This window comes from Bombilactobacillus sp. ESL1197, from assembly GCF_058107145.1.
The window spans coordinates 123,449-139,084 of sequence record NZ_JBYLTY010000001.1 but is presented as its reverse complement, the minus strand read 5'-3'; the positions used below and the strand labels follow the sequence as shown (position 1 = coordinate 139,084).

Annotated in this window: 13 protein-coding genes; 8 read left to right on the top strand and 5 right to left on the bottom strand. The window is 37.0% G+C overall.

Translation table 11 applies throughout. From position 1 onward, the window contains the following. Positions 1-5: 5 nt before the first annotated feature. A complete protein-coding gene (locus AC3B6B_RS00500; RefSeq protein WP_489756762.1) occupies positions 6-1,070 on the bottom strand; it encodes an alcohol dehydrogenase catalytic domain-containing protein in 1,065 nt (354 codons plus the stop codon). A 216-nt stretch (positions 1,071-1,286) separates the two neighbouring features. Then, positions 1,287-2,099: a tyrosine-protein phosphatase gene (locus tag AC3B6B_RS00495; RefSeq protein WP_489756761.1), complete on the bottom strand. Its 813-nt coding sequence runs from the start codon at positions 2,097-2,099 to the stop codon at positions 1,287-1,289. A 216-nt stretch (positions 2,100-2,315) separates the two neighbouring features. Between AC3B6B_RS00495 and AC3B6B_RS00490 the strand changes: the two genes are divergently transcribed. Next, complete coding sequence (locus AC3B6B_RS00490; protein ID WP_489756760.1) at positions 2,316-2,798, top strand: universal stress protein; 483 nt, start codon at positions 2,316-2,318, stop codon at positions 2,796-2,798. Between the two features lie 60 nt (positions 2,799-2,858). Here AC3B6B_RS00490 and AC3B6B_RS00485 read toward each other — a convergent pair whose 3' ends face one another. Then, positions 2,859-4,748, bottom strand: a complete 1,890-nt coding sequence (locus tag AC3B6B_RS00485; protein ID WP_489756759.1) for a beta-glucoside-specific PTS transporter subunit IIABC — start codon at positions 4,746-4,748, stop codon at positions 2,859-2,861. A gap of 496 nt (positions 4,749-5,244) precedes the next feature. Between AC3B6B_RS00485 and AC3B6B_RS00480 the strand changes: the two genes are divergently transcribed. From AC3B6B_RS00480 to AC3B6B_RS00455, 6 genes are all read left to right on the top strand, one after another. After that, on the top strand, positions 5,245-5,736 hold the full coding sequence (locus AC3B6B_RS00480; RefSeq protein WP_489756758.1) for a hypothetical protein: 492 nt from the start codon (positions 5,245-5,247) through the stop codon (positions 5,734-5,736). Positions 5,737-5,817: 81 nt separating this feature from the next. Beyond that, positions 5,818-6,336: a GNAT family N-acetyltransferase gene (locus AC3B6B_RS00475; protein WP_489756757.1), complete on the top strand. Its 519-nt coding sequence runs from the start codon at positions 5,818-5,820 to the stop codon at positions 6,334-6,336. Between the two features lie 186 nt (positions 6,337-6,522). Continuing rightward, a complete protein-coding gene (locus AC3B6B_RS00470) occupies positions 6,523-7,395 on the top strand; it encodes a hypothetical protein (protein WP_489756756.1) in 873 nt (290 codons plus the stop codon). Positions 7,396-7,885: 490 nt separating this feature from the next. Continuing rightward, positions 7,886-9,136 carry a carboxylate--amine ligase gene (locus tag AC3B6B_RS00465; protein ID WP_489756755.1) on the top strand — a complete coding sequence of 417 codons (1,251 nt, stop codon included), beginning with the start codon at positions 7,886-7,888 and terminating at the stop codon, positions 9,134-9,136. 20 nt (positions 9,137-9,156) lie between these two features. Beyond that, entirely contained in the window at positions 9,157-9,627 is a 471-nt protein-coding gene (locus AC3B6B_RS00460) for a universal stress protein (RefSeq protein WP_489756754.1), read from the top strand. A 365-nt stretch (positions 9,628-9,992) separates the two neighbouring features. Next, positions 9,993-11,249 carry a Fic family protein gene (locus tag AC3B6B_RS00455; RefSeq protein ID WP_489756753.1) on the top strand — a complete coding sequence of 419 codons (1,257 nt, stop codon included), beginning with the start codon at positions 9,993-9,995 and terminating at the stop codon, positions 11,247-11,249. A gap of 293 nt (positions 11,250-11,542) precedes the next feature. Here AC3B6B_RS00455 and AC3B6B_RS00450 read toward each other — a convergent pair whose 3' ends face one another. Beyond that, entirely contained in the window at positions 11,543-12,556 is a 1,014-nt protein-coding gene (locus AC3B6B_RS00450) for an NAD(P)H-dependent glycerol-3-phosphate dehydrogenase (protein WP_489756752.1), read from the bottom strand. A 96-nt stretch (positions 12,557-12,652) separates the two neighbouring features. Next, positions 12,653-13,540, bottom strand: a complete 888-nt coding sequence (locus tag AC3B6B_RS00445; protein ID WP_489756751.1) for an AraC family transcriptional regulator — start codon at positions 13,538-13,540, stop codon at positions 12,653-12,655. Between the two features lie 158 nt (positions 13,541-13,698). On the opposite strand from AC3B6B_RS00445, the gene AC3B6B_RS00440 reads away from it, so the two are divergent. After that, the gene (locus tag AC3B6B_RS00440; protein ID WP_489756750.1) at positions 13,699-15,627 is read left to right on the top strand and encodes a sugar MFS transporter; all 1,929 of its coding nucleotides are present in this window, start codon (positions 13,699-13,701) and stop codon (positions 15,625-15,627) included. The last annotated feature ends 9 nt before the right edge of the window (positions 15,628-15,636 follow it).

The window sequence follows — 15,636 nt, the reverse complement described above, 5'->3', positions numbered from 1 at the left end:
ATTATTTACAGTTCGGGAGAAATCAAAACTTTGACCTGTGATTTATCCGTAGTTAATGATTTAATTCCGTCAACAGTTTGTTCTAACGGAATTTTCTTTGTAATTAATTTCTGGAAAAGCTCTTGATGGTTATTGATGATGTTAATTACTGTGGGAAAACAGTTTTCATAGCCTAGGGTGGTATGGATATTGTGACCGTTCATGATGGCATCATTGATATCCAAAGTAATGGATTGACCAAATAAAGCGTCCACTTGAATTAAGCCAGTAGAAGCAGTTACTTGATTAGCAGTATCGAATGTCGCTTGCACTCCAGCACATTCAAAGGCAATATCGACGCCAGCTGGTAAATCAGCATGGATTTTTGCGACCACATCATCGCTAGTAGGATTTAAAGTGTTCGTAATTCCCAGTTCTTGAGCTTTAGCTAGACGTTGTGTGGAGACATCAGAAATATAAACTTTGGTGGCTCCAGCAATTTTGGCAAGTAGTGCCGTGCATAATCCAATGGGACCAGCGCCCATGACCGCAACTGTTTGGCCGGCAATTAAACCACTACGTTTGATGCCTTCATAGGCGACAGAAGTCGGTTCCGCTAAAGCTCCTAAGTCAAATCCCATTTCATCCGGGATAGGATGAACAAATTGGGCTTTAACGTTGGCATATTCTGCCATGCCGCCATCATCTGAAACGCCAATGAAATTGCCGCTACCATCAGGGCCAACGGCATTGAGGCAATAATTGTATTGCCCCTTCAGACAATTGGGACAATGACCACAGGCTAAAATAGGCTCAATTGCCACACGGTCATTGAGCGCAATATTTTGCACATTTTTGCCAAGCTTAACTACTTGTCCCGAAAATTCATGTCCTTGAATAATCGGAACAGTTTTGCCAGATAAAGGATTCGGTTCATAAGGTAAAGCAAAACCATCGGCATACATGTGCACATCGCTGCCACAAATTCCAATGAACTTGACTTTGACTTGTACCTGATCATCTTGGGGTTCGGGGAGTTCTACATCTTCAATCCGGATATCCTGTTTCCCATAAATGCGCGCTGCTTTCATAATAACTACTCCTTTCTTTAATAACGACAACTATATTTTAAATGACTAGTGAAAGCGGCGTAACAACTAATTAACTTTTTCACAATAAATCAGTTATTTAACATTCCACTGATTTTATGAGTGCTATGGTAATAATGAATCTATACGACAAAAAAGCTCCTAAACTTAGCATTTGTTAGCCAATTTTAGAAGCTTGAATCGTTGCTTAATTGCTTGTTAATCTAAATAAATTTTACGTAAATCTTGTAAATCGCCATCACTGACATTTAGTTCAGTTTGAATAAAGTTTAACCAACTGCCAGCGGTTTTTTTGATTTCAGCATCCGCAATGCGCAGATAATCAGGACTAACAGTTAGTAAGGCTTTGGCGGAAATTAATTGTTTGGGATTTAAGCCTTGGGCCTGCAAATCGGCCAATTGTTGGTCAATATAAGCTTTAGATGCCACATTAGTAAACAGATAGTCTTTGATGATAATGTCAGCATCAACATTTAAAGCGGATAAAAGTAGGGCTGCACCAATCCCGGTTCGATCTTTGCCAGCAGTACAATGGAACAATAAAGTTTCATCGGCTTGATCATTAGCTAATAATTGTTCAAAGAAAATGCGATAGGCTTTTTTGGCACTGTCCAGATTGATGATATCCTGATAAGTATCTAACATGTTAGCGTGGCCGTTTTCAGGAATATCCGATAAAGCCTCTTTTTCCAAGGCGCTTTTATCTTCTTCATCAGCATTAAATTTAGAGGCTTGGGTTAAATCTACTTTGAAAACCGGGTCAAATAAATATTTAGCCTGTGCGGGAACATGATCGGGGACTTTAGCTTGTTCATCGGCAGACCGAAAGTCAATATCAAACCGGACGCCATAATCGTCGAGATAGTCTAAATCTCGCTGATTCAAACTGCCTAAGCTACCAGACCGAATTAATTTATGTGACTTTAAATGGTGACCATCTTTCGTGGGATAGCCGCCTAATTCACGAAAATTATTTCCAGATGAAATATCTAATAATTGTTTTTGATCCATAATGTACCTCCGTAGACTTTTACTTAATTTTATCAAAGATATGGTTCAATAGGCGAGTCATTTTAATTTTTCATTCACGAAATTCCAAGTAAATTGTCTGAAAAATGATAGTATTATGTTATAATTAAATTAATAAAATTATTTATAATTTTAGGACTAGAAACTTCGCCAAGATAGAACTGCAATTGTCTTTGACGAGAAGGGGTGGCAAACCTTATGCAAGAATATCAAAGAATTTTAGTCCCTGTGGATGGTTCTAAGGAATCAGAAACGGCACTTAAAAAAGCAACACAAGTCGCAATTAGAAATCATGCCACGGTTGATGTTTTGAACGTCTTGGATACGCGGCAGTTTGTTGGGGCGTATGGCGGCATGTTAACTAGTGATATCATCTATCAAATTACGGAAGATTCACAGAATTATTTAGCGCAATTAAAAGAGCAAATGGTTGCTGATGGCTTGGATGCTGATAAAATTCAAATTCATATTCGCTTTGGCGATCCGAAAGTAATTATTGCCGCAGATTTCTTTAAGGATTACGATGATGATCTCATTATCTTGGGTTCCACGGGACTGAATGCGGTAGAGCGACTATTGGTCGGTTCAGTTTCTTCATATGTGATTCGCAATGCTGCAACAGATGTGATTGTAGTGCGGACAGAATTGGATAATAAAACCGTACCTGCCAAAAATAAATAATTAATTAAATGATTGTACAAAAAAATCCTTCAAAATTTTTGAAGGATTTTTTGATTATTACTAATTTTTCGGAGTAACGGTAATCAATGGGTTACCATCAGCTTCTGTGTCATCGGTAAATTGGAAATCATAATTGTCCGTATTAGTCACAATCATCATTACCGTATTGTCATAACCGGCTGCCTTGATTGCTTCGTAATCGAATTCAATTAAAGGTGTTCCCGCTTCAACGTGTTGATCTTTTTCAACCAATAATTTGAAGTGTTCACCGTTCAAGTTAACTGTGTCAATTCCTAAGTGCAATAGCACTTCAACACCATCATCACCGGTGATGCCGACAGCGTGTCCAGTTGGATAAGCAACACTAATGGTTCCAGAGATTGGTGACGTTACAACTTTAGCAGTAGGTACAATGGCGATTCCTTTACCCATTGCCTCAGAGGCAAAAACTTGATCACTAACACTAGTAATTGGAATAACAGTACCGGCAACTGGGGCAATTAATTCTGTTTCAGTGCCGTTATTAGTTGTAGCAGTGGAAATATTTTCAGTAGAAGCAGTAGTTGTTTCGGTAGTAGCTGCTGCTGGAGCAACATCTTTGTTGACACCACCCCAGAGATAAGTGAAGATGGCAGCTAAGACGAAGGCCAAAGCATCACCCACACAAGATAAAGCGAAACCTTTACTGATGAAGGTTGGCAAACTCAAGATGCTGGCTAAACCAACGGTATTGGCATGCACACCGGAAAAGGCGACAATGGCCCCACCAATTCCACCAGCAACGACAGCACAGTAAAATGGTTTCTTCATTTTTAAGGTAATACCATAAACGGTTGGTTCAGTAATACCGAAGATTGCGGTAATGGTGTTCGAACCAGCTAAACCTTTCATCTTGTCATCTTTAGTCTTTAAAAAGACTCCTAAAGCAGCACCAGCTTGCGATAAAACAGCTGGTAATAAGATTGGCATTAATGGATCATAGCCCCATTTTGATAAGTCGTTCATCATAACAGGAACAAACGCCCAATGCACACCAAAAATAACAAAGACTTCCCAGAAAGCACCGAGGACTAATCCAGAGAGAATCCGGACATGTTGGTACAAAGCTAAAACAATACCAGCTAAGAAACCACTGATGGCGTTACTGATTGGTCCTACAATTAAGAAGGTTAATGGAACCAAAATCATTAACATACATAATGGCGTTAAAATGTTACGCACTGACTCATGCCAAAACTTGTTAAATAAAGGTTCTAACCATTTTTGAACGACTACCACTAACAAGATAGGAATAACCGTACTTGTATAAGTAGCTTTAGAAACTGGAATGGAGAAGAAGTCTAAGCCTTTCATGTTAACCATGGTTGGATAAACCAAAGCCATCCCAATGGCAACGGTCACATATTGGTTAACTTTCATTTGCTTAGCAGCAGTAAACGCTAAAATAACTGGTAAGAAATAGAAGATTCCATCAGCCGCGGCATACCAAATTTGATAAGCACCAGTCTTGGGTGTCATCCAGTGTAAGACGACAAATAAAGATAATAAGCCCTTTAAAATACCGGCACCAGCCATGGCACCTAAAAACGGTGTGAAAGCACCAGAAATAAAGGAAACAAAAGCATCAAACATGCCCTTAGCAGTTAACTTTTTCTTACCTTCACTGGCCGCTGGTGTAGCAGGTGCATCATCACCTTCACCCAAGCGGGGGTCGATACCAACTAAAGCATCGTATACGCTACCAACATTGTTACCAATAACAACTTGATATTGTCCTCCGGCTTGCACGACAGTAATCACACCATCAAGGCTTTCAATTTTATCTTTCTGAGCTTTACTTTCATCCTTTAAAGTAAAGCGTAAACGCGTGGCACAATGCCAAGCAGCGTTGACGTTTTCATCACCGCCAACGAGCTGAAGGATTTGTCCCGCTAAATCCTTTTCGTTCAATGTAATCCCTCCATTATTAGAGTAATGCTATCAATATTTGATTGATAACGTTTTTAACCTAAAAGTTAATTCTATACTAAAGAAAAAAAATTAACAATATCAATTAAAGTAAAATTAAGATAAATTTTCTGTAATTAGGAAATATTGGTTAAAAATAAAAGCATTATTGCTCATAAAAGCGATTATTACAATTAAATTTCGCAAAAAATAGTAATAAATTAAGTGCTGTTAAAACACTAATTTGTAAATATGTACATTTAAAATCATACTTTTTACATTTTTTTCATAGCTTAAATTGGTTTTTGGCACAGATTAATCTAGCATTTTTTCCAAGAAGTAAAAACGTGAGTTTAACTATGTTCAAAAACTAAAGGTAAAAGCAACTTTTGCTGTGCTTAGCTTTTAAGTGCCGGGGTTGCAGTATAGTTGCTGGTATCTCATAGGCGAAACAGTTATAATTTAATAATAAAAGCCTGTGGCTTGCGGGAGGAAAACTATGGAAACACAAACGATTAGTCAATTAGCCGATTGGTTAGAAGAACACAGCGCGCAAATTGTTGCACAGACTGAAACTTTAGATGTGCAAAAGATCTATGAACTGTTAGATGGTTTGGCCATTTTACGCCAGCCTGTGCAAAATTATTTAACTATGACCGAAGAACAATATTACCAAAATGAATCCGATCATCGCTTAACTTTGCAACATGAACAACAAACTTTAGCCCAACTGCAAGATCGGATTTTAGTTAATCATGTTGATGGCAGTTTTGTGAACAATGAAATTAATTTTGACTATAATCACGAAAATCCTTACCAAACAGGCAGTTATAATGCTCAAAGTGATCTACATTTAATTGAATATGCGTTAGAAGTTATCGGGGCAGTCGCCAGCAATACACTAATGAGTGATTTGCGGAATAATTTATCGCCAGATGCGGTACTATCAATTGCTTTGGCGGCTAATCAAATTGAGCAGTGGCAAAAGTAAAAAAATTTTATTTAAAAGGTTGCAATTTGTGATTGACCTATGTACCATGTTCTGGTGTTTCAATTTTGGGAGGGATAGATAATGCCAGTCACATATTTACGGAAAGTTCACGCTGATGAAATTGAATTAGTGGTCGAAATTATTGAAGAAGCGAAAGGTGTCCTTCGCGGTCGGGGTGTCGACTTGTGGCAAGATGGTTACCCTGATCAAGCTATTTTACAAGATGATATTGACCGAGGTATCGCTTACTTTTTAATTAAAGATGATCAAATTGCCGGTGTTGCCGCCTTGGAGGATCAGGGTGAGAGTAATTATGATCAAATTTATGATGGTCAATGGAGTCCGGATTCGCACAAAAATTATGCCATTATTCATCGCGTAGCGATTTGTCAGGGACATCAAGGCGAAGGTCTATCATCAATTTTTATTCAGCACCTATTAACAATTGCCGCTTCGTTGAATTTTAGTGATGTCCGTATTGATACGCACTTCGATAACTTGGCCATGCGCCATGTGATTGAAAAAAATGGTTTTACCCAATGCGGGACGATTGATAATGTAATGCATAAACCATGTGTTGCCTATCAGCGGTTTATTTAATTGAATTCAGTCTGACTATGAGATTTCTAAACTCTGACTTTGCTATGAAAAAGTTAGAATTCAGAAATCTTATTTTTTTCTTTTAAATAAATTGCAGTTGAGTAATAACAAATTTTGGCGTTCATGGTGTGCCCGACTATAATAAGCCTTAGAGAGACTTATTTTTAATTGAGGGGGAGTTTGGCAATGTCAAAATCAAAAATTATCAGTAGTTTCTTATTAATTAGTAGTGTTTGGGGCGTATTCATGGCACAGAAGGGCGAGACAGTCCACGCAAAAGATTATAATTATAAAGTGGTTACTACTACCAGCGGGCCATATACTAATTTATACGATAATCAAGGGCAATTGATTAAACAGCGCTTTGTGCCGGTTAATACTGATTGGCGTGTCGGCAAAATTAAAACGATGAGTAATCTGTTCTATTATCAAATTGCGGGTAACGAATGGGTCAAGAGTAGTGATGTTTGGGCTAATTTTGAACCAACATCGGGTCGCTTGAAACAGCGTTTGGTCGGAACGATTAAAAACCCGATTAGTGCGACTTATTATGCTGATGGTCAACAAGGCATCAATGATGGGGTCGATCTGGCTTATCAATCAACGTGGAAAATTGGCAAAGTACTTCAGAATGCTCAAGGCCATTTGTTTTATCAAGTTGCGCCCAACTTGTATGTCCGTGATGATGATTTAGCGGTGGATGGCACGCCAGATCATATTGTGCAACAGCCCGATTTTGGAATTAATGGACATCCGGCGCAAAATATGGGATTGATTGGAACCATCAAAAATTCCACAACGAAAATTTATAATGCTCAAGGTTATTTGTACATGGGCGATGGCGTTGATTTTGCTAAGCAGTCGACGTGGAAAATTGGTAAAGTGATTAAAAATAACCAAGGACAACTATTTTATCAAGTAGCCCCTAATATGTATGTGGGTGATGATGATATGATGTTAAATCAACCACCTAAAAAAAATATTCAGCAAGCGGATTTTGGTTTAAAGCAGCAACCTGCGATTAATGTTAAAGATAGTACCACTAAGACTGATGCTTAAATTGTCAGGCCGCAGGTTCTTGAGCAAATGAGTAAGCGTTCTTTGCCGCAGTATATTGATTAGCACTCCAAAGGGCAAAAACTTGCGCCTAACTACGCCCAATAACTAAAGCTAAGAATCACTTTAGTTTTGGCCTAGGTTAGTGCTCAGCTTCTAAGCACCCTTTGTCGCAGTGTATTGATTAGCGCTCCAAGTGCCAAAAGCAGCAGTTTGCGTCTAGCTACGAATAGTCCTCAAGTTTAAAGTGCAAAACTTAAGTACTGATTCTTGACTATGCTCAGCTGCTAAGCGCTTTTGTCGCAGTAAAGTTTAAAATTTGGTTGTAATTTGAAATTTAGTGCTATATTTGACGGCTGATTTGGTACAATGTGGTTGTACTTGATCATTGATTATTCCATTGAATAGCTGAGATCAGTTTCGGAAACTCAAAATTAATTAATTCAAACTTAGTAATAAAGGAATGTGAGAGATTATCGATAATCAGAGTGAAGTGAATTTTACACCAGTTATTTTAGGCAGTGATATTAATGCTTACGGTTTTGCGCGGTCGTTTTATGAACTAACGCATCAACCAGTGCAAGCCTATGCTCAAGAAGCTTTGGCACCCACCAAGTATTCAAAAATTATTAATGTCAATTTATATGACGGTTTTACTGAGGATCCAGCATTTATTGAAAACATGCGCCAAATTGCCAAAAAGTATGCTGACCATACAGAACCTGTTATATTATTGGCGATGGGTGACGGTTATGCGGAATTGATTTCTAAGCATAAAGAAGAATTATCACAAACTTTTGTTTGTCCTTATGTCGACTATGACTTGTTACGCAAATTAAATAATAAAGAATCATTTTATCAGATTTGTGAACAATACCATTTGCCACATCCACAAACAAAAATAATTACCAAACAAATGTATCAACAACAGGACTTGACGGTACCGTTTGATTATCCAGTAGCGTTAAAACCAGCTAATAGTGTTGAGTGGTTGGATATTCATTTTGAAGGGCGCAAAAAAGCATTTACTATTCAAGATGAAGCGGAATTTCTGGATATTGTTGCCAAAATTTATGATAATGGTTATGAATCCGACTTGATTTTGCAGGAATTTATTCCGGGAGATGATTCACATATGCGGGTCTTAAACGCCTATGTTGACCAACATCATCATGTCAAGTTAATGTGCTTAGGCCATCCGTTATTGGAAGATCCGACACCGGCGGCAATTGGTAATTATGTGGCAATTTTACCGGAATACAATCAAAAGTTGTACGATGTTTTGCAACGCTTCTTGGAAGAAATTGAATTTACCGGTTTCGCTAATTTTGATATGAAATTCGATGATCGTGATCAGGAATTTAAGCTGTTTGAAATTAATTTACGCCAAGGACGTAGTAGCTTTTATGTTACTTTAAATGGTTATAATTTGGCTCAATTTGTGGTTGATGATTATGTCAAACAAACCTTGGATGAACAGCCAACCGTTTACGGTAATAAGAATAAAGCACAGCATCAACTATGGCTGGGAGTTCCGACGGCTGTCTTTAAAAAGTATGCTTTGGAAAATCAATATAAAGAAATTGCTCTCGAATTATTGCGACAAGATCGGTATGGCACAACTGTTTTCTATAAAGGTGACTTCGGAATTAAACGTTTAGTGTTGTTAAGTTACATGTTTTATCGCTATCGAGGACGATTCAAACGTTACTTTGAAGAAAATAAGGGCCAAAACTTTAAATAATTTTAGTGGAGGTTAGGAATTTGGATTCAGAATTGAAGAATTACCAAGTAACAGAAAAGCGGTTTAAGAAGATTTTAGTAGGCATTGATGTGGACGATTTTACTTCATCTGATCATGCATTTAATGCTGCTTGTACCATGGCGAGAGATTTGGATGCACAACTAGGAATTGTTGCTGTTTTAGAAACGCAAGATGTGAATGTTTTTGACAGCATGTCACCAGAAAAAATGGATGATAAGCGTTTGAACTTGTCACATGACTTGTTAGAATATCTGAAAAAAGCTGATAATTTTGGTGTGAAAGAAGCTAAGCCTATCTTAGCCGAAGGTGATCCCGATAAAGTTATTTTGGATGAAGTTGTGGCTGATTTTCAGCCAGACTTAATTGTGTTAGGTTCTGAAGCCAAAACCTTGTTAGGCAAGACTGTCGGCAATGAAGCCAAAGGAATTATGGAAAAATCACCTGTTAGTGTGTTAATAGTGCGTGACTAATTTTTAAAATAATGATGAGGTACTTCTTCAGTGAAGTGGGAACAATTAATTAAGTAATGCTTATGTAATTCTAAACAGAATTTGAGTATTGGTTTTATTGTTTCGACATTTACTTGAGAAGTACTTTTTTTGTATCATTTAAAAATGGTTCTAGGTAATAGTTGTGTCATTCTAAATTTTCAGTCAGTCTGAATGATGCTTAAACTTATCTTTTACAAAAAAACAGTTTTTTACTAAACTCAATGAGAACCAAAATTTATCTTTTGCAAAAAAACGTTTTTTTGCTAAACTTAATGGAAAATATAATTCATCTTTTACAAAAAATGTCCTTTTTGTAAAAGATAGATAGGATTGAGGTAGTGACTTTGGATTATAAAGGATTAAGCAAGTTATATTATATAAATCATTCAGATCCAGACAAATTTAATAGTATAATCAATTCAAGAAGACATAATGAAGCTACTGTTTCTGTTGACTTACAGATACATCCTTTTTCTAAAAAGAAGCAGGAACGTATTTCAAATAAAGCGTTTAAGATTTTCTATGTACCGAATATAGAAATGGAATTACTAATGGAAAAAGTATTTTCAAATTCATCATTAATAAAAGATAAGCTATCGGATTTGCCGCCAGTGGTACATGGTCAATTATTCATGAATAATTTAATTGATGAATTACAAAGTACTAACGATATAGAAGGGGTACATAGCTCTAAGAAAGAATTAAGTGATACATTAAACCATATTATACAGAATAAAAATTCAAAAAGAAGATTTAGTGGTTTAATTACCCAGTACTTGACTTTTCAAGATAATCAATACAATAAGATAGATAAAATTGAAGAATTTAGAAAAATATGGGATAAATTAGTAAAAGAGGAAATTGATAACGATGACTTTCCTGATGGAGAAAAATTTAGAAAAGATATTGTTGAAATTAAAGATGGAGATAAAACAATTCATGTTGGAGATTATGATGAAAAACAAATTACTGACGATTTAAATAAACTAGTTGCTGAAATGAATAATAAAGATTTACCATGCTTGCAGCGATGTTTTATAGCACATTATTTTTATGAATATATTCATCCTTTTTATGATGGTAATGGTAGAACTGGTAGGTTCATCACTTGCTCTTATCTTTCTCGCAAATTAGATCCTTTTTCTGCAATTACATTTTCTTCTGCAATAGCGGAACATAAGGGGAGATATTACCGAGCTTTTTCAGAAATGGAAGATGAAAAAAATTATGGTGAAGCAACTTTATTTATCATGTCTATGATGAATTTACTTATATTGGGCCAAGAAAAAATGCTCACTAATATTGACGAAGATAAACAACAGTTTGACAGAGCAAAGCAAATAGTTAAAAATTTAAATATTGAAGGCAATAATACAGATAAAGATATAAGTAAGAATATTATAATGATTTTATTTCAGCAACACATATTTGGAACATATTTACCACCATTAACTGATGGACTATTAGCCAAAAATATGGGAATCACGAGATATAAACTAGGCAAATCAATTGATTATCTGGAGGAAGAACAATTAATCAAAGTAGTTGGAAAAGCCCCCAAATCCCATGTCCTTTCAGATAACTTGAAAAGAAAGCTATAAAGTTAACTTTTAATTAGCCATTGGTTAATTATATAAATTTAGAGTAAAAAAGGAGTTGTTCAGTGGATACTTTTTTGCATTTGATGTTTCTTTAAAGATGTAATTTCTTAGTAACATGAAATATCGTAAATATTATAGTGGTCTTAGACGAATTTGACTTACTGAATAATGTCTGAATCGTTCAAGTTTAATCTACTTGAGCGTTTTTTGTATCATCAAAAAAAAGCTGGGATAAATATTAGTAGTTTGCATCTACTACTGATATTTGTTCCAGCTTTATGTTCAAAATATGATTAAATTTCTGCTTTGCCTTCACGTTGCATAAGTTTTTTAACTTCTGCTTTCACGTCGGCTTCTTGGTATAAAACGTGATAAATAGCTTCGGTGATTGGCATTTCGATTTGTTCTTGTTGCGCTAATTCATAAACAGACTGGCAAGTTTTGACTCCTTCAACGACCATGCCCATATTATCAATCACGTCTTGTAATTTTTGGCCTTGGCCTAATTGTTTACCAGCGCGCCAATTCCGAGAATGAACACTGGTACAAGTTACCACTAAATCACCCACGCCTGATAAACCGGTAAAGGTTAATGGGTTGGCGCCAAGCTTAACTCCGAGGCGCGAAATTTCTGCTAAGCCACGGGTCATTAAAGCCGCCTTGGCATTATCGCCATAACCGAGTCCAACGAGGGCCCCGGTTCCTAAGGCGATAACGTTTTTTAAAGCGGCGCCTAATTCCACGCCAATTACGTCCGAATTAGTATAAACACGAAAATAGTCGTTCATAAAAATCTGTTGGACTGTTTGGGCTGCGGCCAAATCAGCACTGGCTGCAGTAATTAAGGTGATGTCTTTTTTAGCAACTTCTTCAGCGTGACTTGGACCGGATAAAGCAACGATAGCTTGATAAAGATTGGTCGGTAACACAGCCTGTAAGATTTCTGAAATTCGTAAATGAGTTTGTTGTTCTAATCCCTTACTAGCATGCACAATAATCGGTAGTTGTGGCAAAGTTTGTAAAATAGGTTGAATTTGTTGCGCCACACTGCGAATGGCAGGAGTCGGTACTGCAAATAAGACTATTTGTGCGCCTGTTAAAGCAGTTGTAAAGTCAGTGGTGGCAATTAACTCTTGCGGATAGTGATAATTTTGAATATAGTGCTCGTTGGTATGTTGTGTGTTTAACTCGTGAACTTGTTGGGCACTGCGTGTCCATAAATGAACATCATGACCGTTTTGAACTAGTACACTGGCTAGGATACTGCCCCAAGATCCAGCTCCTAAAACCGCAATTTTGCTTTTCATAACTTCACCCTTATCTTAATAATTTATCAATTCCATTATACTCTGGAATGAATTAGTTGTATTGAAAAATTCAGTAACCTGTCATGAGAGTCGGTCTTAACGCCGTAATTGAAAATTCAGTTTTTTAGTCAAATCGTTTTTGATGGAATGACTGGTGGTTTCACGTTTTTGAAATTGTTTGGGGGTAATGGCGAAGAGTTTTTTAAAAGAGCGAATAAAAACATCCACATTGGAAAAGCCAACGACGTGGGCAACATCACTGATAGACATGGTAGTCATACTTAATAAATCTACCGCATATTCAATTCTTAAATGGTTCAAATAGTCGTGCGGCGTCATTTGTAAATCTTGTTTAAATAATTTGGAAACATAAACGCGATCAAAACCAATAGCCTGACACATGGTTTTGACCGTAATTGGTTCTTGAAAATGTTGTGCTAAGTAATCGGTGGCTTTGATCGTACAGGGATGTAAGATGACGGCTTTGTCCGGTGTAATCACGTCTGTTTGATAATGAGCTAACCCTGCTAATAATTGGTAAATAATCCCTGTCATGAATAGTTCATCGACCAAGTTTTTAGATTGGTGTTGTAGACATTGTTTGACGCAATCCACAAAAAAGTTTAATTGGCTGGTTTGAAAGACTAAGCGCTGGTTGGAAAAGCCCATTTTGTCTAAATAAAGATGGGCTTTACTACCTTGAAAACCAAAAAATAAATATTGCCACGGATTCTGGTGATCCGCTTGGTAAGCAATGACTTGTTGTGGCGTTGATAAAAATCCATCACCAGCGCTTAATTGCCAAATTTGTTGTTGCGTTTTGACAATCCCTTGTCCTTTCAAAATAATATGAATTAAATACTCATGGCGCATTGTTGGACCGTAATGATGATCGGCTAAATTAGTGGAAAAACCGGCGTGGGTTAAAAAGAGATTAGCATTAGGATCAGTGGTTTGGTTGAAAATATTGACGATTTTTTGCATGAAAAGCTCCTTATAACGGAATAAAAAACTACATTTAATCGATTTTAACACAATCAAGGCAATTTTAATTTGAAAAGGCTTCATTTACAATTAAATGTAAGCGATTCAAGTAAACGTAAACATTTTACTTGAATGGCCGTAAATACTGAGGTGAGAAAATGGCAAAATTAAAAACACGAGTTTCCTATATGCTGGGGACTTTTGGACATGACTTTTTTGCGGCAGCCATGTTGAATTATTTCATTATGTTCATTACCAATCATTTGTTTATTACCAATAATAATCATTTTAATAACCAAATGATTGGCTTAATTACAACCACGATGGTGGTAATTCGAATTGCTGAATTATTTATTGATCCGTTTATCGGTAATATGGTAGATAATACGCATACGCGCTTTGGTAAATTTAAGCCGTGGGTGATTACGGGAGCCATCGTGTCTGGTATTGCCTTAGCGGTGTTATATACAAGTTTAGGTAATCTAGCAACCAACAATCCGGGATTATATATTGTTGCTTTTGCAGTCATCTACATTATCATGGATGTTTTTTATTCTTTTAAAGATATTGGTATTTGGTCCATGGTACCAGCGTTGACGCTAGATTCCAATGAACGAGATACTATCAGCACCTGGGGGCGTCTAGGTTCGACAATTGGCGGTAATTTAGTTACCTTAGCGGTAGTTCCGATCGCCCTCTTTTTCTCAGTCCATTATAATGGCGGTCAAGGTGATCGGCGGGGCTGGTTTGCTTTTGGAGTTGTCACTGCTTTGTTATCCATTCTGGGTGCATTAATTATTGGCATTGGTACTAAAGAGCAATCCACACCTTTACGTGAAAATAAGCAGAAAACCAGTACTAAAGATGTTTTTAAAATTCTTTTCCAAAATGATCAGTTAATGTGGACGGCAGTGGCTCACTTCTTCTTTGCGATGGGCTGGGATTTGGTGAACTCATTATTACTCTATTACTTTACCTTTATTTTAGGTAATTCTTCTAAATTTGCGATTTATGGTACGGTCAACTTTATTGTGGGGATGATTTCCGTTTCGCTGTTTCCAGCTTTGGCGCACCGTTTTCAAAGACGGAAGGTCTTTTTAATTGGAACACTGGTGATGATGCTAGGCATTTTCTTATTATTCTTTGCTAACTTTTCCACACCATTTGTGATCTTTTCGGCGGCACTAGCGGCTGCACCACAACCATTATTGTTCTTGGTTATTATGTTGACAATGACTGATACGATTGAATATGGTCAGTTAAAATTACACCATCGTGATGAATCATTAGTCTTATCTGTTCGGCCGTTGGTGGATAAATTAGCTTCTGCGATTGTTAATGGTTTAGTTTCGATCATTGTTATCGCTACTCATATGTCAGGTAATGCCAAGGTCTCAAGTATTACCAGTGCGGATTCTTGGCAATTTAAATGTTATATGTTAGCAGTGCCACTATTGTTATTATGTTGTTCATTAGTAGTTTATTTACGCAAGGTTAAAATTACGGAAGCTAAACATGCACAAATTGTTAGTCAACTAGAAGCTAGTTGGGGTAGTGAATTTGCGCAAACAACAACTAATGCACCAGAGAGCAACAAGACGGATAGTAGTGCCGCAGTTGCTGATGACGAACTAGTTTTGTTAGCTCCAGTGACTGGACAAGTACAAACCTTAGCACAAGTAGCCGATCCAACCTTTGCTGCCGGTAAAATGGGTCGCGGAGTTGGCATCATGCCGCAAACGAACCAAATTGTTGCCCCTATTAGTGGGACAGTGCAACTTTTATTACCAAGTAAACATGCAATTGGTCTGTTGGCAGATAATGGATTAATGGTCCTGATTCATGTCGGTATTGATACGGTGCAGTTACGTGGCCAAGGCTTTAATTTGTTGGTCGATCGAGGGCAAGAAGTCCAGTCTGGTGATGTTTTACTAGAATTTGATCCGCAAGTGATTCAAGCTGCTGGTTTGTCAGATGAAGTATTACTGACTATTTTAAACGCTAATGAATTAACTAAATTCGAATTATTAACGCAGCCAGAGCAAAACATTACAGCACAACAACCGTTACTGAAGGTACAAAAATAAGGAGTAAAA

Excerpts from the sequence above, each read along its gene's own strand:
- AC3B6B_RS00475 (WP_489756757.1), top strand. The coding sequence starts at position 5,818 with ATGCCAGTCACATATTTACGGAAAGTTCACGCTGATGAAATTGAATTA.
- AC3B6B_RS00445 (WP_489756751.1), bottom strand. The coding sequence starts at position 13,540 with ATGCAAAAAATCGTCAATATTTTCAACCAAACCACTGATCCTAATGCT.
- AC3B6B_RS00490 (WP_489756760.1), top strand. The coding sequence starts at position 2,316 with ATGCAAGAATATCAAAGAATTTTAGTCCCTGTGGATGGTTCTAAGGAA.
- AC3B6B_RS00500 (WP_489756762.1), bottom strand. The coding sequence starts at position 1,070 with ATGAAAGCAGCGCGCATTTATGGGAAACAGGATATCCGGATTGAAGAT.
- AC3B6B_RS00470 (WP_489756756.1), top strand. The coding sequence starts at position 6,523 with ATGTCAAAATCAAAAATTATCAGTAGTTTCTTATTAATTAGTAGTGTT.
- AC3B6B_RS00450 (WP_489756752.1), bottom strand. The coding sequence starts at position 12,556 with ATGAAAAGCAAAATTGCGGTTTTAGGAGCTGGATCTTGGGGCAGTATC.
- AC3B6B_RS00480 (WP_489756758.1), top strand. The coding sequence starts at position 5,245 with ATGGAAACACAAACGATTAGTCAATTAGCCGATTGGTTAGAAGAACAC.
- AC3B6B_RS00440 (WP_489756750.1), top strand. The coding sequence starts at position 13,699 with ATGGCAAAATTAAAAACACGAGTTTCCTATATGCTGGGGACTTTTGGA.
- AC3B6B_RS00495 (WP_489756761.1), bottom strand. The coding sequence starts at position 2,099 with ATGGATCAAAAACAATTATTAGATATTTCATCTGGAAATAATTTTCGT.